Origin of the sequence: Vibrio sp. 10N.261.51.A3, assembly GCF_041471965.1 — a bacterium.
GTDB lineage: Bacteria > Pseudomonadota > Gammaproteobacteria > Enterobacterales > Vibrionaceae > Vibrio > Vibrio crassostreae_C.
The window spans coordinates 1-21,476 of record NZ_JBFRPK010000084.1 but is presented as its reverse complement, the minus strand read 5'-3'; the positions used below and the strand labels follow the sequence as shown (position 1 = coordinate 21,476).

Sequence of the window (21,476 nt, the reverse complement as noted above, 5' to 3'; positions counted from 1 at the left end):
TATAATCATACAATAGGCGTTCAACTAAATATGTGAATAGTCACTTTTCAGCAACCTCGGCTTTCCGCCAATCGGTCACAAGCGCTAGACTAACACTAGATGCTCATAATCAAGGGATTTCAATGAACACTCATCACCGTATTTTTTCATGTGCTTTGGCGCTGCTTGCCTCTGGTCCTATAACGTCAGCCTTTGCATGGCAGGCAGAGAAGATCACCGACGGACTCGTGATCCCTTGGGGGCTGGCTTATGTCAACGATAAGTCCATGTTAGTCACAGAAAAATCAGGCGTCATTAAACATGTCGATTTAAAAACAGGCGATCAAAACACACTGTTCAGGCTGCCCAATGTATGGGCGAAAGGCCAAGGTGGATTATTGGATATCGCACTCTCCCCTTTTGAAAACGGAAAGCTCTACGTCACTTACAGTAAAGACGTCGATAGTGAAGGCGTAACGACACTGGCTTCTGCTAATTACAGCAATAATGAAGTCACCAATTGGACAGATGTGTTTGTATCTAAATCTAGAACGGACACCGGACGTCACTTTGGTAGCCGTATCACCTTTGATGATAGCCACCTGTATTTTTCAATCGGCGACCGTGGTGATCGAGACAACGGCCAAGACACCATGACTCACGCCGGATCAATATTACGACTGAATGCCGATGGAAGCACACCAAGCGATAACCCATTCACGGATAACAACAAAGTGCTCAATGAAATTTGGAGCTTTGGCCATCGTAATCCACAAGGTCTGTATTACGATTTCCCGACTCAAAAGCTTTGGTCGATTGAACACGGCCCTCGCGGTGGTGATGAAATTAACCTAATAAAAGCGGGTGCCAACTATGGGTGGCCTGTCACCTCACACGGAAAAGAGTATTGGGGCCCTATCAGCGTTGGCGAATCGGAAACCAAAGATGGTATTGAAGCGCCAAAAAAAGTCTATGATCCTTCAATCGCTCCGGGCAGTTTGCTTGTTTACCAAGGAGACAAATACCCAGAGCTGAAAGGCAAACTGCTGGCTGGCGCACTAAAACTTACTCACATCAATATTGTGACAGTCAATGAACAAGGTGAGGCAATCGAGGAAGAACGCATTTTAGAGGACTTGGGCGAAAGGGTAAGAGACATCGAAACTTCACCAAACGGAGACATCTTCTTCAGCACTGATAATGGCAACCTGTACCGCTTGAAAAAGTAGCCGAGACCTCGTTCAAGTAAAGGCACTTACCTTACAACGACATTTATAAATATAAGCCGTTAAAAGTGGGCTCAACGCCCAGTTAGCGGCTTTAAATTTGCAAAAATGAATGCGCTAAAACAGTGCATTTACTCCAAATTCGTCATCAATTTCGACCACCTTTTTCACAAAAACTACAACAAATCACCATACAACTGTAACTCCATGATATTTAAGGAATGCAAAGTTTGACTACCCCCAAGTTTCTGCAACCTTTCCCTATGTATTCGATTGACTATCCCCTGATTTGATTTAGACTCGTTCCCGGCTAGAAAGAAAGTTCTTTGTATATAAACATTTCGTTGGATTACTAGTAACCCCGTTGTGTTGTACGCAATAGCAATAAACTTTTCCGCGCTATCAGTGCCACAATTGGCTCAAAATAAAAATTTAATTTTAGGATATCATCATGTCTAACACAGTTACTGGTACAGTAAAATGGTTCAACGAAACTAAAGGCTTCGGCTTCATTCAACAAGAAAACGGCCCAGACGTATTCGCACACTTCTCTGCTATCACTGGCGACGGTTTCAAAACTCTTGCTGAAGGCCAAAAAGTTGAGTTCGTAGTATCTCAAGGTCAAAAAGGCCCACAAGCTGACAGCATCAAAGTACTTTAATTTAGTATTTTAAAGCTTTCTAAAAATAGCCAGCCTCAGCTGGCTATTTTTTTACCCGCTATTCAGAGATTTAAGGTAATATTCCCCTTCACTATTTCTACCTAAGACACCCTCTCAATGGCTCTTAAACCGACAATCTACAAGTTTCGTATCTCTTTAACCGATATGAATCGCGACTATTACGACTCTTTCAATCTAACGGTTGCACAACACCCTTCTGAAACAGAACAGCGAATGATGGCTCGAATCATGGCTTTCTGTATCAATGCATCTCCTGAACTTGAGTTCACTAAAGGATTGTCTAGCATTGAAGAACCCGATTTATGGCAGAAGTCGTTAGACGATCAAATCCTAGAATGGGTCGATGTGGGCGAACCCGATCCAGAGCGTGTTAAGAAGGCAACTCGCCTATCTAAATCAGTACGCGTATTCAGCTTCAACACTAAATCAAACGTTTGGTGGGAGCAGAACAAAGGTAAATTCGGCTACCTAAAAGCTCAGATCGTTCGTCTAGACAACGATGGTATTGAGCAGCTAGCGGCGATGACACAACGTACGATGGATCTTTCAGTCATGCTGACGGGTAACTCTGCTTTCATTAACAGCGATACTCAATCGGCAGAAGTAACGTGGGAAGAGCTACAGAGTAATGACTGAGCGTCCAACCCCGAATAGTTCGCAAACAGAAGCTAGCCTGCAAGAAGAAGCCAAGCAGCAAGCCGACGCGCAGCAAGAAATCAAAGCCAAACAACAAGCTAGAACCAAGCTTCACCAGTGTTTAAAAGAAGCAGGTTTAGATTCAGTCAAAGCGCTCTCGACAAGCTACGAGAAAGAGCTGTCGTCATTTATTGATGAAAACCACGCTTTGTTTAAACACGCTTGCGAGAACAAGCCGGAGAACTCTGCACGTCAGACGTTGCTTGGCCTGTTAACCAAGGTACATATCGATGCAAGCTATCGCTTTGAAAGCTATAAAGAAGCGAATGAGACGATGCAAAATGTATTCGATAATACTTTGGGCACTGAGCACAGTGACAAGTTTCAAAACTCTAACGCTCAACAGTTAAAACTAGTCACGCATTTGTGGTTGTTCATTCAAGGACGACTAGGAATGGATTACAGCCTAGCCAATGATCACGCAGCTGTAGCCGCTACGCTATTGTCTCGTATATCGAGAAGCAGTGATGATGAGATTCGCGTAGAGTTCATGGCGAGTTTTTACGATGGTTTGAACATCTATCAAGCCGAGAACAAGCCATCAGGTATTGTTCACCACTTAAAGCGTTTGTTTAACCTTTCTTAAGCACTCCCACCAGCGACTGATTCTAGTTACGCTCTATATGCTTTCAACAAACGTTAAGATATAGAGCGTGCTTTTTCTGCTTGGCCGCAACAGATTCCCTATTACGTTCATTCTTCACTTTAGGGAATAACAGCATTCTCAGCCATTACAGTTGACTTCATTACAGGCGTAAAAAAGCCCCGCATAAAGCGAGGCTTAGAATATATTTCAATGAACATCAATTTACAGAGGCTAAATTGAATTCATCTAATAATGCAGTGAATCAACGCAGGCCGTGTAAGAACTCGTGGCGCGTTGCTGGGTTTGATCTGAAGATACCGCCTAGAGCTGTTGTTGTCGTTTCGCTGGTTGCATCCATTACACCGCGAGATTTCACGCAGTAGTGAACCGCATCCATGGTGACAGCAACGTCATCGGTTTCGAGTAGCGTTTGCAATGCAACAAGGATCTGCTGAGTCATACGCTCTTGAACTTGTGGACGCTGAGCAAAGAATCGAACAATACGGTTAATCTTTGAAAGGCCGATGATTTTCCCACGAGGGATATAAGCGACCGCAGTCTTACCATCAATCGTCACTAAGTGGTGCTCACAAGTACTGGTCACGGTAATGTCTTTTACTCGTACCATCTCACGAACGCCCATCTTGTTTTCGATTACCGTAATTTTAGGGAAATTGGCGTAATCCAAACCAGAGAAAATTTCATCCACGTACATTTTAGCAATACGTTGCGGTGTTTCTTCCAGACTATCGTCCGTAAGATCAAGTTCAAGGAGAGTGAGAATCTCACGCATATGGTGTTCGATTCGTTCCTTTTTCTCTTCTCGGCTAACCTGGTTTGGACTCATTGGTGTCTCTAAACCACGGCTTGCTAGCGCATCTTTAACCAACTTCGCTGATTCGCTAAGACCTGACATTGAACTTCCTCTTTTATTACCCCTTCTGGATGGCAAACAAGGATACTCGGAATTTTGAATAAATACACCCATATTTTAAGGGAGGTCATTATTTACGGGGCTTAAACTGTGCTAGAGTGGCTAGAATTTCGTTGGCGAACCATCATGATTTGATAACTATTGAATCCCTATTGCCAACCGCCAAATCAAAATAATAACGATCAAAGGATTTCAATTATGGGCTGTTGCGACGCTCCGGGCTTGATGCCAATTGAAGAAGCACTAGATAAGCTGCTATCGCCAATTCAACCTATTCGAACGACCTTATCACTGCCATTGGCAGAAGCATTGGGTTACGTACTTGCTGAAGATATTCTATCCCCTATTTTCGTACCTCCTTTTGATAACTCAGCAATGGACGGCTATGCACTGCGCTTAGCAGACCTAGAGAACGGTAAAGTGCTGCCTTTAGCGGGCAAGTCCTTTGCAGGTCAACCATTTGAAGGTGAATGGCCTGCAAACACCTGTATTCGCATTATGACTGGCGCAAAGATCCCGGAAGGTTGTGACGCCGTAATCATGCAAGAAAACACGGCTGAAACTGACGCTGGCATTGAGATTCAACAAGACGACATCAAGCTAAACAATAACATTCGCCCTACTGGTGACGACATCAAACAAGGCGATATCGTTCTTAGCCGTGGCGAACGTTTAACACCTCGTGACATTCCAATGATTGCTTCGCTCGGTGTGAGCCATGTAACTGTGGTACACAAGCCTAAAGTCGCTTTCTTCTCTACTGGCGATGAGCTCAAGCCATTAGGCCAACCGCTTGAAGACGGTCAGATCTACGACAGCAACCGCTACGGCATTAAACCGCTGATTGAAGCGTTTGGTTGTGAAGCGATTGACCTAGGTATTATTCCTGATTGCCCTGCAACGCTTAAAGAAACCTTTGTAAAAGCACAAGAACTGGCAGACGTAGTTGTCACCTCTGGTGGCGTAAGTGTCGGCGAAGCTGATTACACCAAAGACATTCTTGAAGAGCTTGGCGAAATCGGCTTTTGGAAACTAGCAATCAAACCAGGTAAACCATTCGCATTTGGTGAGCTAGACAACGCTTGGTTCTGTGGCCTACCGGGTAACCCAGTGTCTGCAATGATGACCATGTACGTGTTAGTTCAACCTATGCTGGCTAAACTTGCCGGTCACACTGCGTGGACAGCACCAGAATCGATTCCTGCTATCACTAAATCTGCATTCAAAAAAGGCCCAGGCCGTACTGATTACCAACGTGGCATCTACTCGATTGAAAACGGTCAGTTTGTAGTAGAAACAACAGGTAATCAAAGCTCCGGCGCTTTCCGCTCAATGAGCTTAGCAAACTGCTTTGTGGTACTAGAGCGCGAACGTGGCCGTGTTGAAGTCGGTGAAACGGTTCAGATTCAACTGTTTAACTCCACGCTTTACTAACGAGGCTTGCTGATGGAAATACTGTCTGACGCAGAGATGCTTCGTTACAATCGCCAGATCATTCTCAAACAGTTTGATTTTGAAGGCCAAGAAGCGCTGAAACAGAGTTCAATCTTAGTGTTAGGTGCAGGTGGTTTAGGCTGTGCCTCTGCTCAATACCTTGCGACTGCGGGTATTGGTAAGCTAATGCTGATCGACGACGATGTTGTCGAGCTTTCAAACTTGCAACGACAAGTGCTTCACACCGATACTGATATTGGTAAGAAGAAGGTCGATTCTGCCGCTGAATCTTTGCAGGTATTGAACCCGCATCTGACGATTGAAACTGTCGAACACAGGCTTGATGACGAGGCACTTGGCAAGTTAATTGAAGCACACTCGCTTGTTCTTGATGCCAGTGACAACGTCGAAACGCGCAATCAGTTGAACCGCTTATGTTACGCATCAAAAACGCCTCTAGTATCGGGCGCTGCGATTCGCATGGAAGGTCAGATTAGCGTATTCACTTATCAAGATGAAAATGCACCTTGCTACCAGTGCTTGAGCGCTCTATTCGGCAACGCTGCTCTAAGCTGTGTTGAAGCCGGTGTGATGGCACCTGTTGTTGGCATGGTTGGCGCGGCTCAGGCTTTGGAAGCTATCAAGGTTATTGCCGGGTTTGGACAACCAAAGCAAGGCAAGCTTTTGATTCTCGATGCCATGTCTCACAGCTGGCGTGAAATGAATTTAATGAAGATGCCTAATTGTTCGGTGTGTGGATAAGATAAATCATATCCCCCTCTGATCGAAAACCTAAGCCTTGACTATATGTTGGGGCTTTTTTATGTCTCAACGTCAGCATCTCACTCGCTTTATCAATTTGAAATACTCTATGAGAGATTAGTTTCATTTGAGTTCTCATTTTGAGAATACAGTGAAAAAATCAGCACCTAAAAACATAACCTTTAAAAATCAATAATTTAAAATTGGCACATAACTTGTAACTGTATCTGTACCTTCCATCACAAGGATGTAGATATGAGAATTACAACGTTAAGTTTGCTATTAAGTGCCCCTCTAGTCGCCAACGCAGCGCCATTCGATACCTGCCCTAGTCAAGCATACCTCTTTCAGTCGAAACCCGTTGAAGTTTGGGGGGTAAACCTTGTAACAGGTTCAACCACTCTGTTGGAAGACGATACGGGTATGAATGCCAATATCAATGGTGTCGGTTTCGACTTTCAAGACAGATATATTTATGGCTATGACACCACCAACAAACGTTTAGTGCGTCTTGGTCAAGACTTCCAAGCAGAAGTTATCAATACCAGTGGCTTACCAACCGATCACACTTTCTATGTCGGCGACGTCTATGACCATGTTTACTACTTGTATCGTACAGGTAAGGGACTATTTACTGTTGACCTCTCTCCTTTAGACTCTGATCCGAATGCGACCGTCACGGTCAACAAAATCGCAGGCAGCCCTGCAACTGTAAAACTGACTGATTTTGCTTTCCATCCAAGTGATGGCTCTTTATATGGTATCGACAATAACTCGGGTGGCTTGTACAGCTTCAACCCAACTACAGGTGCAGAAACCTATATTGGTGATACCGGAGAAACAGGGACGTTTGGCGCAGGTTATTTTGATGTGAACGGCTACTACTACGTATCTCGAAATCAAGACGGTAAGATCTACCGTATCAACCTATCCCCAGATAACGCTGCAAACATCGCTGCAGGTGTCGTTCCTGCTGTAGAGTTCGTATCGAATGGCCCTTCTTCGAATCAAAATGATGGTGCTCGCTGTGCGAATGCGCCTGTCGTAGATGAAGATTCCAACATCGACTTCGGTGACGCTCCAGATACCTATCTAACGTTATTAGCAAGTAACGGTCCTCGACATGAACTAGATGGCGTGACTTGGTTAGGTACAGACGCGCCCGACGCCGATCTTGACGGCTACGTAACACCGCAATCGGATGAAAGCGTGGGTATTGATGATGAGTGGGCGAACGGTGGTATCGGTTTTGTAACCGCACTTGAAGCTGGTCTTGATTCAAAAGTGGTGATTGAGGCTTCAACAACCGGTTACCTTTCGGCTTGGATAGATTGGAACCAAGATGGCAGTTTCGATGGCGCCAACGAGCAAGTATTTACCGATTACCTGTTAGATGCGGGTGAAAACGATCTGTTCCTAAATGTCGATATCAACGCTCTGACCGGTACGACGTGGGCTCGCTTTAGATTCAGTCAACAAACCAACCTAAGTTACTTTGGCGGTTCAACCTCTGGTGAGGTGGTCGATATTCAAGTCGATGTTCTTAACGATGGTGCCGCTGCTCGTTACTTCCCAAGTGCTTCTGGTTACGCAACGCTCGCGTACGAAGATAACTGGCCTTATAAAGCTGACTACGACATGAACGATGCTGTTCTTATGTATCGTATTACTGAGATCCTTAAAGATGGAAAAGTCGTTAAATCCACCATCGACGGCCGCCTGGCTGCTGTCGGGGCATCGTACAGAAATGGTTTTGCTGTTCGACTTCCTAACCTCGACCCGAGCTTGGTGAGTAGTGGTAGCTCTTACATGAAACACAACGGCGTATTCACTGACCTTGACCTAGAAGATGGACGTAGCGAAGCAATCTTTGTTATCGCCAATGACCTGACAGAAAAAATCAGCACTGGCTGTACCTTCTACCGCACCAGTAATGGATGTAAAGAGGATGAGCAGTTCTCATTCCAAATTGGTATTACTTTAGCCGGTGACGGTGTGAGCACAGGCAGCTGGACCGATATGCCTTACGACCCGTTCATTTTCGCAACGCCTGGTTATTATCACGGTGAAAACCTACCTCTACATCCAGGACGCAGCTGGGAGGTTCACTTGCCAGACCAAGCTCCAACCGAAGCATTTGATACCACTAACCTCTTTGAAGCTGGTTTAGGCGTCGATGACAGTAATCCATCAACAGGTAAATACTTCAAAACAGTAGAAAACCACCCTTGGGCACTAATAGTGACTTCGGATGACGAATGGGAGTGGCCTTTAGAGTACGTCGATATTGTTACCGCTTACCCAGAGTTTAAAGAATACGCAGAATCCAGCGGTGAAACGAACCAAACATGGTACCAATCACCTGCAGACAACCAACGTTACGAACCATAAGGAGAGACGTTATGACTATTCACACTAAACAATATCGAGACAATCATTGCGTTGATTCAAGTCGCAATCTCTTTGAGGAAAAACGTATGTCTGTACAAAGCACTTGGAACATCAAGAAGTCACTAGCCGTTATTTTAGCTGCAGCGCCATTAGTATTAGCCGGCTGTGGAGGCGGCGGCGGTGGGGGCGGAAGTACATCTACGGCATCACCATCTACACCCTCGACACCTGCAACTCCGTCGAATCCGGTAACAGCAACGACTCCGGTAACAGCAACGCCTTCGCCGTCTCCCGCGACAAGTGCGGTAGCAGCGCAGAGCTATACGATGAGTGATTTGGTGGTACCTGATGGATTTGACTACAACTCTGTTGAACAGTTTGATCTCAACATTGACATCAGCAGCATTTCGACAGACCGTTCTTTTGTGACCGTTTATAGCCGCTTTAGTACAAGAGATGACTCAACCTTGAAGCCGGATTACTCCAGCAAGGTCATTGCGGGCCCACTAGATAACGGTGTGTTCGCCTCCAACTTTGCAGCACCAGTAAACCATGACGCACTCTTGATAGAGATTTGGTTTTACGATGGTCAACCTCCATTACAACAAGTGGTTTCTAGCGGCGACTCTCAGATTGTCTGGCAGTAAATTGTTTAACAGCAGGTAACTTGTCGTTAGCGAGATCTCTGACGAAACAGAGTCAAAATGGATTGTTTGTAAGTAGGAAGTGAGCAGAAATGCTCACTTTTTTATTTTCGTCGAAGAGCAGTTAATTCAGCTTTCTTAGCGAGTAGCATTCACTTTACCACCAACCTCACTTATATTTTCAACATAACCTTCAAAGACTTACTCTCATGAAACAGTTAAAAATAGGTCTATTTATCTTAATGTGTGGCGTAGGCGTGTTAGTTGCCCTTGCCTATTTCCCGCTAACATCAGAGACGGGGCAACGTATTCAAGCCAAAGTAATTTCGAACACGCTTACTCAATCCTTAGATGGGCACAGGCGTTATCTGACGGTTCAGACAAAAGATAATGACGTATTTCGGCTCTCTATTGCTCCTACCACAGACTGCCCTATTGATTCTGTGGTCGCGCTTGATACATTAAACAATCAAATAACCGGACAAAGCAGTTATCAGTTCATCCACTGTCGAGCTGCACAGTAGCCATCGATGCAACAACGGTATTCGTAAAGCAACTGTATTCGCAAAAGCAACAGTAATCGCTCTACCACTGTATTCGCTAAAACAGTAAGAATCGCTAAAACAACAAGAATGGATATAACAATAATGAATCAGCCACTCATTTCACCACAACAACTTCAACAACGTTTGCTAGCAGAAGACAATATCATCATCCTCGACGCCAGCATCGAGTTTCAAATTCCAAGCGAGTCAGAAAAGATCAAAGGACAAATGATTCCTGGTGCTATTCGTTTTGACTACGACAAAGACTTTTGTAACAAGCACACTCTGCTTCCTCACATGTTTCCGAGCGAAAAACACTTCAACACTCGCGCAAAAGAAATTGGCATCAATCAAGACAGTACGATTGTGGTTTACGATAACTCCGGAACCTTCGCTTCTCCTCGTGCGTGGTGGATGTTTATGGCAATGGGACACAACGACGTATTCATCTTAGATGGCGGTTTGCCAGCTTGGATCGAAGCCGGTTACGCGACCGAGACTGACTATCGCACCGAAGTAAAAGCGGGCAATTTTGAAGGCCATATTCAAGACAACTACTTTGTCAGTGCTCAGCAGATTGAAGGTTACTCAACTGACAAGAGCGCAAACATTGTAGATGCTCGTTCTCAAGCTCGTTTCGATTCAGAAGTTCCTGAACCACGTGAAGGCTTGCGTAGTGGCCATATACCGAATTCTATTTGCCTACCATTTGCCCAAGTACTCAAAAACGGCAAGTTAAAGTCCCAAGAAGAGCTTATTGATATCTTTTCAACGCTAGAATTAACGCCTTCTCAACCTATGTTCTTTAGCTGTGGCTCTGGCGTAACAGCTTGCATCATATTATTAGCCGCTAAACTCGCTGGCTATAACGGTGAAATGGGTGTTTACGATGGTTCATGGACGGAATGGGGTGCTAACGACAAACTCCCTATCGCCGTGACTAAAAAGTAATTCAACTTCGCTTAATGCAACTATTAGAATATACTGCGCATGCATAAAGAGCTTACTGATAATGATGGCCCCACGTCTCATGAAGTAAGCCTCTATGTCGCAGTTAACGCTATGTTCATTTGAGACCAAGACTCGATTCACGCCGTTTGATTTGTAACCCACATCAACTTGCTAACCATAATTCGTGATTAATCATAAACTAATCGTTATCGACGTTATGAATACTAATTTTTCACTCAAGAATCTCTGCTCGTAGTCGTTACACTATTTAATCATTAATACTTTCATCATTGATGTTTGTATTTTTCGTTGCATGAATCGCGCTGACAACCCAATAGTTTGTCATTTGCAGTCTGTTAAAAGTAGTAACCAACAAAGGCATCTCATGGCTCTATTTAAGCAAAATATCTGGTCGCTGTACGCGTTTGTCGTACTACTGACCCTGATACTTTTCGCCGCGTTGGGAATAACAAACTGGAAAGCAAACAGAGACGACTTCATAGAGCAGCAACACATTCAGGTTGAGCTTTTTTCTAGCTCCGTCAACTCGCTGCTGACCAGTCAAGAAGCCTTGTTAGAAGTGGTTGGCCATCAACTGGCTCAACAGTCTGATTTCACACGTACTGCATCTATCCAGATTAGGCCAATATTAGACAAGCTACTTGAGACCCACCCTGCGATAGCAGCGTTTGGCTTGTTGAACACCGACGGTGATTACCTCTCGATTAGCTCAAATCTCGAACTTGCGAATCAAAGGAACTTGCTGCAATACGCGCCAACCAGAGGCTCCTTCCTAGACGCCCTATCAAGCAGTAGCATGGTGCTTGGCCGTACCTATTTTCAAGATTCGTTGAATAGCTTAGTCATCCCGCTGAGAAAATCCATTTCAATCGATGGCAAGAAAACCGATGCAGTAATGACCGCAGGGCTACGATTAGACGCAACGATCGTATTTGAAAATAATGCTCACGCCGGAAGTTTCAATACACTAAGCCTGATCAGAAAAGACAGCTATCGCCAGTTTTATTCAAGTGATATTGAATCTGAGAGTGCCTATTCCTCTCCAGTCGGCAAAGATGTCATACAGCGTATTGCAAGTATCTTTACCGACCACTTCGGAATTAGCGTACAAGAAGCGATGAATGGGCAAGAAACCTATTCTTTTGTCGTCGACGATGAAGAGTACCACTCTTTGATGAGCGCGAAATACATCCCAAACTACAAATTATGGGTGGTAGGACGTACGGATCTAACTCACGTCGATAGTATATTCATACAAGAGTTCAGCATTCTTTTCGTTGCCTTTATTTTTCTTCAGTTTGGTTTCTACTTTTTGGTTAAGTCGATTGCCAAGAATGAACAACGGACTCGTAGCCAACTCATTTATCAGGCGAACCATGACCCTTTAACCTCTCTGCCAAACCGTTTGTACATGCGTAGAAACATTGGTAAATGGATTGACGATGAGTCAGAGCCGTTTTCGCTGTTGTTTATCGATATCGATAACTTTAAATGCGTCAATGACACCCACGGGCATGACTTTGGAGATAAGGTTCTCAAACAGATCGCTTTGCGTTTGATGAGGTTCCGATCTCGCCTCAGCCTATTGGTACGTGAATCCAGTGATGAGTTTTTGTTCTTGACGCCCTTGTCGAATGAAGCTGAAATTAAACGACTCGCCAAGCGCATTATTGAAGTGCTTTCTCAACCTTATGAAGTTGAAAGCGCTCAGTTTTTGTTAGGTTGCAGCATCGGCGTAGCGCGTTTCCCAGAACACGGAAAAGATCTGGATAGCCTGTTACGTTCTGCCGATATTTCAATGTACAAAGCGAAACAGCAGCAAAACTCGTACAGTATTTTCACAACGGAAATGCAAGATGCTCATCTCTACAAAATGAAAGTAGAACAAAGGCTACGCATCGCTATCGAGAAACAAACGCTGTTCATGGTTTTCCAACCGCTGGTTCGTGCAAATGAAAGTATTCATGGTGTAGAAGCACTCGTGCGCTGGATTGATGAGGAATTGGGTTTTGTTCCGCCAGATGTCTTTATACCGATAGCAGAGAACACGGGTTTAATGCAAAAACTGGGGACTTTTATTATTGAGTCCAGCATTATGCAGATCGCCCACTTGCACCGAACAACAGAACAAAAGATCGGGCTGTCGATCAACATATCAGTGCGTCAGTTTTCTCATCAATCCTTCTCTGAGCACTTGTTCGCGACACTAGAAAAGTATCAACTCTCTCCTAGCTGTTTAACGCTAGAAATTACCGAGAGCTTGTTCATTGAAGATGTGACTTTGGTGAAACCGACTTTTGAAGCCCTCAAAGAGAAGAATATAAAGATCTCTTTAGATGATTTCGGGACAGGTTATTCATCACTAAGTATGTTGAAAGCACTGCCTATCGATGAACTTAAAATCGATAAGAGCTTTATTGAGAACATTGCTGTCGATCAGCAGTCACTCACCATGGTGCAAAACATCATCGCAATCGGTAAGAACTTCGGCATGGTGGTATTAGCAGAAGGCGTAGAATCAAACGAACACTTCGCAATTCTAAAGGCATGTGGATGTGACTTAATGCAAGGCTATTACTTCTCTCGCCCTATTCCTTATTATGAGCTGGCTACTCACCTAAACAAGAAAGTGACCGAGCACGCGGAATGTTCTGTTTAAGAACGCGAGTTAAATAGACGAGCTAAATAAGGTAGGCAGATAAACACCTACCTTATTTTCTAGATATTTTCTGTTCGGTTATTTATTCATTTCACTTTTTATTCATTTCACTATGCATAACATCGATCAACTGCCCGGAAGGATCTCCTGATAATTCCCAAGTAAAAATGCCGCCTAGGTCTGATTTCTTCGCCCATTCTGCCTTTGCTTTAATAGAACGCTGATCTTCAAAAGATATGAATACTTTTTTATCTGGGTTCCACAAATAAGGTGCTTGAGCTTGCTCATCATACTTATACTCATAACCTTGTTTGCTGCTGTAGTTATTCATAAGATCCCAAAACATGAAGTAACCGTTTTCACCGGTACCAAACTGCGCCCCTTGTTCAGAAACTAGGTCACCTTTAGGCAGCTCTCCAGCAAAGTCTTTTGTCCCTTGCCAACCTCGACCATAAAAAGCCGCCCCGATCACGAGCTTCTCGCTAGGAATACCTTGCTCTATCATCTGATTAATGAAGACATCAGCTCCCATTCCCCACCAACTACGCTCGGTGGCATGTAAGTTTGTTGTGTGACCTGTTTGAGTTCCCCAGCCTCCGAGGAAGTCATACGTCATCGCAAACATGTTCGTCAGATATGGGCTAGCTGCGTTCCAGTCAATTTGAGCTGCCTTAGCACCAACACCGACAGCCGTTGAAAGCTCGTAATCTCTTTGAGTCGTCTTTGATAGAGCGTCCAAATCACTTCTGATTGTTTTTACTAAAAGAGTAAAAGCTTCACGCTCTAGCGCTTTTTGCTCATCCGTTAGTTTCGTCTCTGGGTTCCAAGGCGAAGTGGTTAAGCCGCCGCCTCCTGGGTATTCCCAATCAAGATCAATACCATCAAAGAAGTCGTATTTTTGGATCAATTCAACAGCAGTTTTTGAAAAGTGCGCAATGGCTTGAGGATCTTTCGCCATCGCATGGAAAGGTTCAGACATTGTCCACCCTCCAAATGAGGGCAAAATTTTGATATTTTGATTGTCGGCCTTCAGTTGAGCTAACTGGGCAAAGTGACCTTTATAGGCGACATCAACACCCACGTCTCCGAAATCGACTTCTAACGCAGCTTCTTTATCCACAATAATCGCAGTATATGGTTGTTTGTCTGCACATTGCTGCTGAATTTGTTTTTGGACGGGCTCACCAGCACCGCTATGAGGACCACACATGCTCAAGAAGGCGTAAATAATATGTGAGAGCTTGTCTGCAGGTATGTCGTCAACGGTATAAGGGTTGTCTTTATTCAGATATTGCCAATCCGCAAAATACCCTGCGACGACTTTATCATCGGCATGTACTGTAGGTGTGAGCATACAAGCCGTGGCTATTGAGCTAAGCCCAAAGATAGAAATAGATTTAAAGATAGAACTTGATTGGTCACTGTTGCTAGAAATAGCGTGTGTGATAAATGACAGTTTCATAATTATCTCCTTTAGTGTGGCTTAACATTAAAGAGTGATAATTCTTTCAACCGCTGAACAAATTCACTATTCGAGTCATGTCTAATAGTTATCCCCCTTATTGCACTGGTTTCATTAGGGGGATTTTCCATGATTACTCAAATAGTGAATTCAACGAAGCACAAATATCTTACTATTCACTGCCGTATGGTTTATTCACGCTAAGTTGTTCGTCCAAATTAAGTACCGTTAAAGCATTACTTACGCTGGTTGCGATCACGTCTACCACGCCGGTTCTTAGTGCACCTAACAAAGCGAGTGGTTTACTGTTCTCGGCTGCAATGGCAATGACTTCTGCAATTGGGCGGAATTCTTCCAAGGCCAAACCAATCACACGGTCACTCATTACTGTGTTTGCTGTTTTACCGTGAACATCGAAAAAGTCATAACCCGCAAAGTCACCGACGACTCCTTGCAATAAACGAGATTGAACGACCTCACCTGCGGTAAACCAACCTAAGTCGACCATATAGCTGTTTTCACTCATATCACCGATACCGACTAATGCAACATCGGCTTTTCGAGCGAGATCGAGGGTCTGCTTAACGGTGCTGTTTTCCATGAATGCGGTTTTTTGCGCTTTATTCTCGGCATAAGCGGGCGCGTATAAGGTTTCAGAAGATCCACCGTACTTTTTGGCTAACTGCCTGCATATATGGTCGGCATTAAACATACCGCCTCTTGGGTGAATACCGCCGATACCACACACGAATTTGCAGTCTCGTGGCGTAATGACGCCAGTGTGATGAGCAACAGACGATACGTTTCGCCCTTGTCCTACTGTCACTACCATGCCGTTTTTCAGTGTACTGGTAAGGTAGTTAGACACTAAACCAGCAACCTGTAATCGCTGCTTCTCTTCATTTGGTTGGTCTAGTGCCACAAGCGCACGCTTTACACCAAATCGTTCGATCAAACGTTGCTCGATCTTCGCACTAAAGACGGGGTGATATTTCACGGTGATCTCAACAATGCCCTCATCTCGGGCTTGCTTGAGCATTCGACCAACCTTTGCACGGGAGATAGAGTACTTTTTAGATATCTCTTCTTGCGTGGCACCATCTTGATAATAAGCAACCGCTACTTCAGTGAGGAGATCAGTGTTTTCTTCGGAAACATCTTGGATATTCTTACTCATATACCACTCAACCAATATTTAACAATTATTTTACCTGCTTGAAGAACAAATGTTCGATGCTTAAGCAAGTGATACACAAGTTTACACCCTAAACATATGTAACAGCAAGGTACATTTGCTCATAGTCATAACCATGGTTTTGTTGTTGATTAATTCACCTCACTTTGCTCGTTAAACGTTTGCTTGCATAGCCCATGATTACTAGAGCGAAATATATTTGACTGAAGTCACCATACAGTACTATTTACCGTTGACTTTGGGGCTAGATCGGATAAATATGGCTACATCATTTACTCATCGAGCGATCAAATGTTCTGTGCAAATGTTCGTTCGGAGAAAAATTTAAATTAATGTAAGTTTGGCTCACTGGTACAACCATTGAGAACTTCATTAGTTAGCTTGCAAATGCCCACACCTCTCCCATTAATGAGGTGTTATGCGATACATAGGATGATCAAAATGAGCAATAAATTAGAGCAACTTCGTAAACTAACAACTGTTGTAGCTGACACTGGCGATATTGAAGCTATCAGCAAGTACACTCCTGAAGATGCAACAACTAACCCATCTCTAATTCTTAAAGCTGCTCAAATTGCTGAGTACGCTCCTCTAATCGATGCTTCTATCGAATACGCAAAAGCGCAAAGCGGTGATAAAGCGCAGCAAGTTCAAGATACTTGCGACATGCTTAACGTGAACATCGGTAAAGAAATCCTGAAAGTTGTACCTGGCCGTATCTCTACTGAAGTAGATGCTCGTCTTTCTTACGACATGGAAGGCAGCGTTGCTAAAGCTCGTCAACTTATCAAAATGTACAACGACGCTGGCATCACTAACGACCGCATCCTTATCAAACTGGCTTCTACTTGGGAAGGCATCCGCGCTGCTGAAATCCTAGAGAAAGAAGGCATCAACTGTAACCTAACGCTTCTATTCTCTTTCGCTCAAGCTCGTGCTTGTGCTGAAGCTGGCGTATTCCTAATCTCTCCTTTCGTAGGTCGCATCATGGACTGGTACAAAGCGAAAGAAGGTCGTGATTTCGAAGCTTCAGAAGATCCAGGTGTAATCTCAGTTTCAGATATCTACAACTACTACAAAGACCACGGCTACAAAACTGTTGTTATGGGCGCAAGCTTCCGTAACATCGGCGAGATCCTTGAACTTGCTGGTTGTGACCGTCTAACTATCGCTCCTCAACTTCTAGCAGACCTAGAAGCAGCAGAAGGCGAAGTAGTAGAGAAGCTTATCGACTCTAACGGTACTAAAGAGCGTCCAGCAGCGATGACTCACGCTGAGTTCCTATGGGACCACAACCAAGATGCAATGGCTGTTGAGAAACTGGCTGAAGGCATCCGCAACTTCGCCGTTGACCAAGGCAAACTAGAAGACATGATCGCAGCTAAGCTGTAATCACTCTTACCAAATTCAAATAGGGGAACGTTCAGTTCCCCTACTTTTATCAATTTTGTTTTTCTTAATTTTTATTCGGAAGTTCTTATGAATCAATCTCCTCAAAACAGAAAGCATCTAGCTAACGCTATTCGTGCTCTAAGCATGGACGGCGTACAACAAGCAAACTCTGGTCACCCAGGCGCACCTATGGGTATGGCAGACATCGCTGAAGTACTTTGGCGCTCTCACTTAAACCACAACCCAGCAAACCCAGAGTGGGCTGACCGCGACCGTTTTATCCTGTCTAACGGCCACGGCTCAATGCTGATTTACTCTCTGCTGCACCTAGCAGGTTACGAGCTTTCAATTGAAGATCTTAAGAACTTCCGTCAACTGCACTCTAAGACTCCAGGTCACCCAGAGTACGGCTACGCACCAGGCATCGAAACAACGACTGGTCCTCTAGGTCAAGGCATTACTAACGCTGTTGGTATGGCTATGGCTGAGAAAGCGCTAGCTGCTCAGTTCAACAAAGAAGGCCACGACATCGTAGACCACTACACTTATGCATTCATGGGTGATGGCTGTCTGATGGAAGGTATTTCTCACGAAGCATGTTCTCTAGCAGGTACGCTTGGTCTTGGTAAGCTGGTTGCTTTCTGGGATGACAACGGTATCTCTATCGATGGCGAAGTTGAAGGTTGGTTCTCTGACGATACACCTAAGCGTTTCGAAGCTTACGGCTGGCACGTAATCCCAGCGGTAGATGGTCACGATTCTGACGCGATCAACGCAGCGATTGAAGCGGCTAAAGCAGACCCTCGCCCTACTCTAATCTGCACTAAAACAGTGATTGGCTTTGGTTCTCCAAACAAAGCAGGTACGCACGACTGTCACGGTGCTCCACTAGGCGCTGAAGAAATTGCAGCAACACGTAAAGAATTAGGTTGGGAGCACGGTCCTTTTGAAATTCCGTCGGAAGTTTACTCAGAGTGGGATGCGAAAGAAGCAGGCGCAGCTAAGGAAGCAGCGTGGAACGAGAAACTTGCAGCTTATGAAGCAGCATACCCTGAGCTGGCAGCTGAATTCAAACGCCGCGTAAACGGTGACCTACCAGCTGAGTGGGAAGAGAAAGCATCGGCAATCATCGCTGATCTTCAAGCTAACCCAGCAAACATCGCATCACGTAAAGCATCTCAAAATGCTCTAGAAGCGTTCGGTGCTATGCTACCAGAATTCATGGGCGGCTCTGCTGACCTTGCGCCTTCTAACCTAACTATGTGGTCTGGTTCTAAGTCTCTTGAAGCGAAAGACTTCTCTGGTAACTACATCCATTACGGTGTACGTGAATTCGGTATGACGGCTATCATGAACGGTATCGCTCTACACGGTGGTTTCGTACCATACGGCGCAACGTTCCTAATGTTCATGGAATACGCGCGTAACGCTATGCGTATGGCTGCTCTGATGAAAACTCAGAACATCCAAGTTTACACGCATGACTCTATCGGTCTTGGCGAAGATGGTCCAACTCACCAACCAGTTGAGCAAATCGCTTCTCTACGTCTAACTCCAAACATGAGCACATGGCGTCCATGTGACCAAGTTGAGTCTGCTGTTGCTTGGAAACTAGCAATCGAGCGTAAAGATGGTCCTTCTGCACTTATCTTCTCTCGTCAAAACCTTGCACAACAAGATCGTGACGCTGAGCAAGTAGCAAACATCGCTAAGGGTGGTTACATCCTGAAAGATTGTAAAGGCAAGCCAGAGCTTATCCTTATCGCAACGGGTTCTGAAGTTGAGCTAGCGGTTAACGCTGCTGCTGAGCTAACGGCTGAAGGTAAGAAAGTACGCGTAGTTTCTATGCCTGCTACTGATGCGTTCGACAAACAAGACGCGCAGTACCGTGAGTCTGTACTTCCATCTGACGTAACGGCACGTATCGCTGTAGAAGCTGGCATCGCTGACTTCTGGTACAAGTACGTTGGTTTCGGTGGCAAGATCATCGGTATGACAACGTTCGGCGAGTCTGCACCTGCAGGTGAGCTATTCAAGATGTTCGGTTTCACTACTGAAAACGTAGTAAACACAGCGAAAGAGCTTCTAGCTTAATCTTGAATACATTGTCTCGCCCTTCAATGGGTTGATGCATACAGAAAGCCCCGCATGAAAATACGGGGCTTTTTTTGTCTTTTCTCTCATTCGGATTAAATCTAACGGCTATTTTTCTTCGAAACGCTTTGCCAGTTGGTAGAACTCATTGACTTGTTCTTTTAGCTCTGTGGAGTGGTCTTTCACAGAATGCGTTGCCACTAAGTTTTGTTCTGCGGTCGAGGCGATAGACTGCATATGCAGATTGACTTCACTCGACAGCTCACGTTGCTTATGAGCAGAACTTTCAACAGACTGCATGAGTTCATTCATGGATTGCATTAGGTTTTCGACTTCCGACAAGCGCTCTGCACTCACCTTCGCAACATCACCACATGCGTCCGTTTGCTCACGGTTCGCCAGAATATCTTTTTGCCACCCTTCAATCGTCGTTAGCATGGTATCGATGCTCTCTTTGATCTGAACCGTAGCCTTTGAGGTTCGACCCGACAATGCACGGACTTCGTCGGCAACAACGGCAAAGCCTCGTCCTTGCTCGCCCGCTCTCGCCGCTTCAATCGCAGCGTTCAGGGCCAACAAGTTGGTTTGTTCGGCGATTCCACCAATCTCTTCCATTATCTTGCTTACGCTCTGCGCTTGGTCGCTCAGTTGGTAAGTCGTTTGAGTCGCCTTTTCGGCTTGAGAAGCTAGGCTCTCTAAGTTTTGATGAGTTTGATTAATGCTTTCTTTAGCGCCAGCACAGGTTTGCAAAGTCACATCAACAATCTGGTGCGCTTCTTCTGTGCGAGAAGAGACCTCATTGGCGGTGACTTCAACCTCTTCAGTCGCCTCTCGTACTTGAAGAATGTCTTTTGTTTGTTGATCTAAGGCTTCTGATACTTCAAATGACGTCGCATTTAGGTTGTCAGCCAAATCTTGTAACGGCTTGGCTGAGTCTGTCATGCGACCTAATACGGTGTGGATTCTTGCAGACAATAGTTTTAAGTGAAAATCGGCAATAGAGAACTGACTATTACCTGAATAAACAAGACGACTAACACTATCGAATTTAGATTGCAGCTTTTTCAACTGCAGTGGAGTATCAATCAGCTCTTGTCGGAAAAGCAGTGCTAATGCTGAAACAGGAAGTAGGCTCAACAACCATTGTGATACTTGCCCTACTTCAATGAGATTTGAAATTAACGGCGCAGCCAAAGAGCCTAGCAACACGGCGTAACGAACACTGTCACTGATCTTTAATGACCATTGGCGACCCGACTTTTCAGCCTTCATGAGGCCTTGGTAAGCCTTATCTGCAACTTGTATCCATTCATTCTTTGGCTTAACACGAACAGATTGGTAGCCACTCACCTTACCATTGTCGTAAATTGGAGTTACATAAGCATCGACCCAGTAAAACCCACCAGATTTGGTTTTGTTTTTTACGATGCCACGCCAAGCTTTACCTTGCTTTAGGTTAACCCACATATCAGCAAAAGCGGCTTTCGGCATATCGTTATGCCTTACGATATTGTGGTGTTGCCCTAGCAATTCTTGTTGGCTGTATTCCGCTATGCGACAAAAAGCATCATTACTGTACGTAATCACGCCTTTTAAATCAGTGGTAGAGACAAGTTGTTCGTTTTCGCTGAGAAGCGTTTCACGAGATTGAGTAGATGAGCTGACAGTCATTATATTAACTTAGGTTAATTATTATTTTAGGCGAGGAATATATACAATTATTAAAGTTATGACAAAATGTGAACGTCACATTTTGTGTAAATGCCTGCTATTTATACAAATATTAGCTAAGTACCTCACAAAGCTAGGGCGTGTTGATCTTT

General features: G+C 44.6%; 17 protein-coding genes. 13 read left to right on the top strand and 4 right to left on the bottom strand.

What is annotated here, in order from left to right:
* The first annotated feature begins 122 nt into the window (after positions 1-122).
* The 4 genes from AB4371_RS19030 (at position 123) to AB4371_RS19015 (ending at position 3,169) form a co-directional block, all read left to right on the top strand.
* A complete protein-coding gene (locus AB4371_RS19030; protein ID WP_372150481.1) occupies positions 123-1,208 on the top strand; it encodes a PQQ-dependent sugar dehydrogenase in 1,086 nt (361 codons plus the stop codon).
* A gap of 448 nt (positions 1,209-1,656) precedes the next feature.
* Positions 1,657-1,866 (top strand): cold-shock protein, encoded by a 210-nt coding sequence (locus AB4371_RS19025; RefSeq protein ID WP_010430417.1) that lies wholly within the window; start codon positions 1,657-1,659, stop codon positions 1,864-1,866.
* Between the two features lie 117 nt (positions 1,867-1,983).
* Positions 1,984-2,523, top strand: a complete 540-nt coding sequence (locus AB4371_RS19020; protein ID WP_017061727.1) for a YaeQ family protein — start codon at positions 1,984-1,986, stop codon at positions 2,521-2,523.
* Positions 2,516-3,169 (top strand): hypothetical protein, encoded by a 654-nt coding sequence (locus AB4371_RS19015; RefSeq protein ID WP_372150480.1) that lies wholly within the window; start codon positions 2,516-2,518, stop codon positions 3,167-3,169. Before AB4371_RS19020 ends, AB4371_RS19015 begins: the two co-directional genes overlap by 8 nt.
* 262 nt (positions 3,170-3,431) lie before the next feature.
* On the opposite strand, the gene folE is transcribed toward AB4371_RS19015, so the two are convergent.
* A complete protein-coding gene (gene folE, locus AB4371_RS19010; protein ID WP_017061725.1) occupies positions 3,432-4,085 on the bottom strand; it encodes a GTP cyclohydrolase I FolE in 654 nt (217 codons plus the stop codon).
* Between the two features lie 216 nt (positions 4,086-4,301).
* Here folE and moeA point away from each other — a divergent pair, with 216 nt between their 5' ends.
* The 7 genes from moeA to AB4371_RS18975 all read left to right on the top strand — a co-directional run bounded on the left by moeA (position 4,302) and on the right by AB4371_RS18975 (position 13,510).
* Positions 4,302-5,537, top strand: coding sequence for a molybdopterin molybdotransferase MoeA (gene moeA / locus AB4371_RS19005; RefSeq protein ID WP_017071464.1), 1,236 nt, complete (start codon positions 4,302-4,304; stop codon positions 5,535-5,537).
* A gap of 12 nt (positions 5,538-5,549) precedes the next feature.
* Positions 5,550-6,299: a molybdopterin-synthase adenylyltransferase MoeB gene (moeB, locus tag AB4371_RS19000; RefSeq protein ID WP_171733099.1), complete on the top strand. Its 750-nt coding sequence runs from the start codon at positions 5,550-5,552 to the stop codon at positions 6,297-6,299.
* A 255-nt stretch (positions 6,300-6,554) separates the two neighbouring features.
* Entirely contained in the window at positions 6,555-8,690 is a 2,136-nt protein-coding gene (locus AB4371_RS18995; protein WP_372150479.1) for an LruC domain-containing protein, read from the top strand.
* An 11-nt stretch (positions 8,691-8,701) separates the two neighbouring features.
* A complete protein-coding gene (locus AB4371_RS18990) occupies positions 8,702-9,337 on the top strand; it encodes a hypothetical protein (protein ID WP_017064433.1) in 636 nt (211 codons plus the stop codon).
* A gap of 206 nt (positions 9,338-9,543) precedes the next feature.
* Positions 9,544-9,858, top strand: a complete 315-nt coding sequence (locus AB4371_RS18985) for a hypothetical protein (RefSeq protein ID WP_017061706.1) — start codon at positions 9,544-9,546, stop codon at positions 9,856-9,858.
* Positions 9,859-9,981: 123 nt separating this feature from the next.
* Positions 9,982-10,830 (top strand): sulfurtransferase, encoded by an 849-nt coding sequence (locus AB4371_RS18980; RefSeq protein WP_017065718.1) that lies wholly within the window; start codon positions 9,982-9,984, stop codon positions 10,828-10,830.
* A gap of 385 nt (positions 10,831-11,215) precedes the next feature.
* Complete coding sequence (locus tag AB4371_RS18975; protein WP_136978767.1) at positions 11,216-13,510, top strand: bifunctional diguanylate cyclase/phosphodiesterase; 2,295 nt, start codon at positions 11,216-11,218, stop codon at positions 13,508-13,510.
* Between the two features lie 91 nt (positions 13,511-13,601).
* Here AB4371_RS18975 and AB4371_RS18970 read toward each other — a convergent pair whose 3' ends face one another.
* The gene (locus AB4371_RS18970) at positions 13,602-14,972 is read right to left on the bottom strand and encodes a glycoside hydrolase family 18 protein (protein ID WP_170962816.1); all 1,371 of its coding nucleotides are present in this window, start codon (positions 14,970-14,972) and stop codon (positions 13,602-13,604) included.
* Between the two features lie 172 nt (positions 14,973-15,144).
* Positions 15,145-16,149: a sugar-binding transcriptional regulator gene (locus AB4371_RS18965; RefSeq protein ID WP_017064428.1), complete on the bottom strand. Its 1,005-nt coding sequence runs from the start codon at positions 16,147-16,149 to the stop codon at positions 15,145-15,147.
* 459 nt (positions 16,150-16,608) lie between these two features.
* On the opposite strand from AB4371_RS18965, the gene tal reads away from it, so the two are divergent.
* Positions 16,609-17,559 (top strand): transaldolase, encoded by a 951-nt coding sequence (tal, locus tag AB4371_RS18960; RefSeq protein ID WP_009845571.1) that lies wholly within the window; start codon positions 16,609-16,611, stop codon positions 17,557-17,559.
* Positions 17,560-17,646: 87 nt separating this feature from the next.
* The gene (gene tkt / locus AB4371_RS18955) at positions 17,647-19,653 is read left to right on the top strand and encodes a transketolase (RefSeq protein ID WP_372150478.1); all 2,007 of its coding nucleotides are present in this window, start codon (positions 17,647-17,649) and stop codon (positions 19,651-19,653) included.
* Between the two features lie 108 nt (positions 19,654-19,761).
* On the opposite strand, the gene AB4371_RS18950 is transcribed toward tkt, so the two are convergent.
* Positions 19,762-21,324 (bottom strand): methyl-accepting chemotaxis protein, encoded by a 1,563-nt coding sequence (locus tag AB4371_RS18950; protein WP_372150477.1) that lies wholly within the window; start codon positions 21,322-21,324, stop codon positions 19,762-19,764.
* Between the last annotated feature and the right edge of the window lie 152 nt (positions 21,325-21,476).

Excerpts from the sequence above, each read along its gene's own strand:
- AB4371_RS19020 (WP_017061727.1), top strand. The coding sequence starts at position 1,984 with ATGGCTCTTAAACCGACAATCTACAAGTTTCGTATCTCTTTAACCGAT.
- AB4371_RS18990 (WP_017064433.1), top strand. The coding sequence starts at position 8,702 with ATGACTATTCACACTAAACAATATCGAGACAATCATTGCGTTGATTCA.
- moeA (WP_017071464.1), top strand. The coding sequence starts at position 4,302 with ATGGGCTGTTGCGACGCTCCGGGCTTGATGCCAATTGAAGAAGCACTA.
- tkt (WP_372150478.1), top strand. The coding sequence starts at position 17,647 with ATGAATCAATCTCCTCAAAACAGAAAGCATCTAGCTAACGCTATTCGT.
- AB4371_RS18965 (WP_017064428.1), bottom strand. The coding sequence starts at position 16,149 with ATGAGTAAGAATATCCAAGATGTTTCCGAAGAAAACACTGATCTCCTC.
- AB4371_RS18950 (WP_372150477.1), bottom strand. The coding sequence starts at position 21,324 with ATGACTGTCAGCTCATCTACTCAATCTCGTGAAACGCTTCTCAGCGAA.
- AB4371_RS19025 (WP_010430417.1), top strand. The coding sequence starts at position 1,657 with ATGTCTAACACAGTTACTGGTACAGTAAAATGGTTCAACGAAACTAAA.
- AB4371_RS18975 (WP_136978767.1), top strand. The coding sequence starts at position 11,216 with ATGGCTCTATTTAAGCAAAATATCTGGTCGCTGTACGCGTTTGTCGTA.
- AB4371_RS18980 (WP_017065718.1), top strand. The coding sequence starts at position 9,982 with ATGAATCAGCCACTCATTTCACCACAACAACTTCAACAACGTTTGCTA.
- tal (WP_009845571.1), top strand. The coding sequence starts at position 16,609 with ATGAGCAATAAATTAGAGCAACTTCGTAAACTAACAACTGTTGTAGCT.
- AB4371_RS19030 (WP_372150481.1), top strand. The coding sequence starts at position 123 with ATGAACACTCATCACCGTATTTTTTCATGTGCTTTGGCGCTGCTTGCC.
- AB4371_RS18985 (WP_017061706.1), top strand. The coding sequence starts at position 9,544 with ATGAAACAGTTAAAAATAGGTCTATTTATCTTAATGTGTGGCGTAGGC.
- AB4371_RS18995 (WP_372150479.1), top strand. The coding sequence starts at position 6,555 with ATGAGAATTACAACGTTAAGTTTGCTATTAAGTGCCCCTCTAGTCGCC.
- AB4371_RS18970 (WP_170962816.1), bottom strand. The coding sequence starts at position 14,972 with ATGAAACTGTCATTTATCACACACGCTATTTCTAGCAACAGTGACCAA.
- moeB (WP_171733099.1), top strand. The coding sequence starts at position 5,550 with ATGGAAATACTGTCTGACGCAGAGATGCTTCGTTACAATCGCCAGATC.
- AB4371_RS19015 (WP_372150480.1), top strand. The coding sequence starts at position 2,516 with ATGACTGAGCGTCCAACCCCGAATAGTTCGCAAACAGAAGCTAGCCTG.
- folE (WP_017061725.1), bottom strand. The coding sequence starts at position 4,085 with ATGTCAGGTCTTAGCGAATCAGCGAAGTTGGTTAAAGATGCGCTAGCA.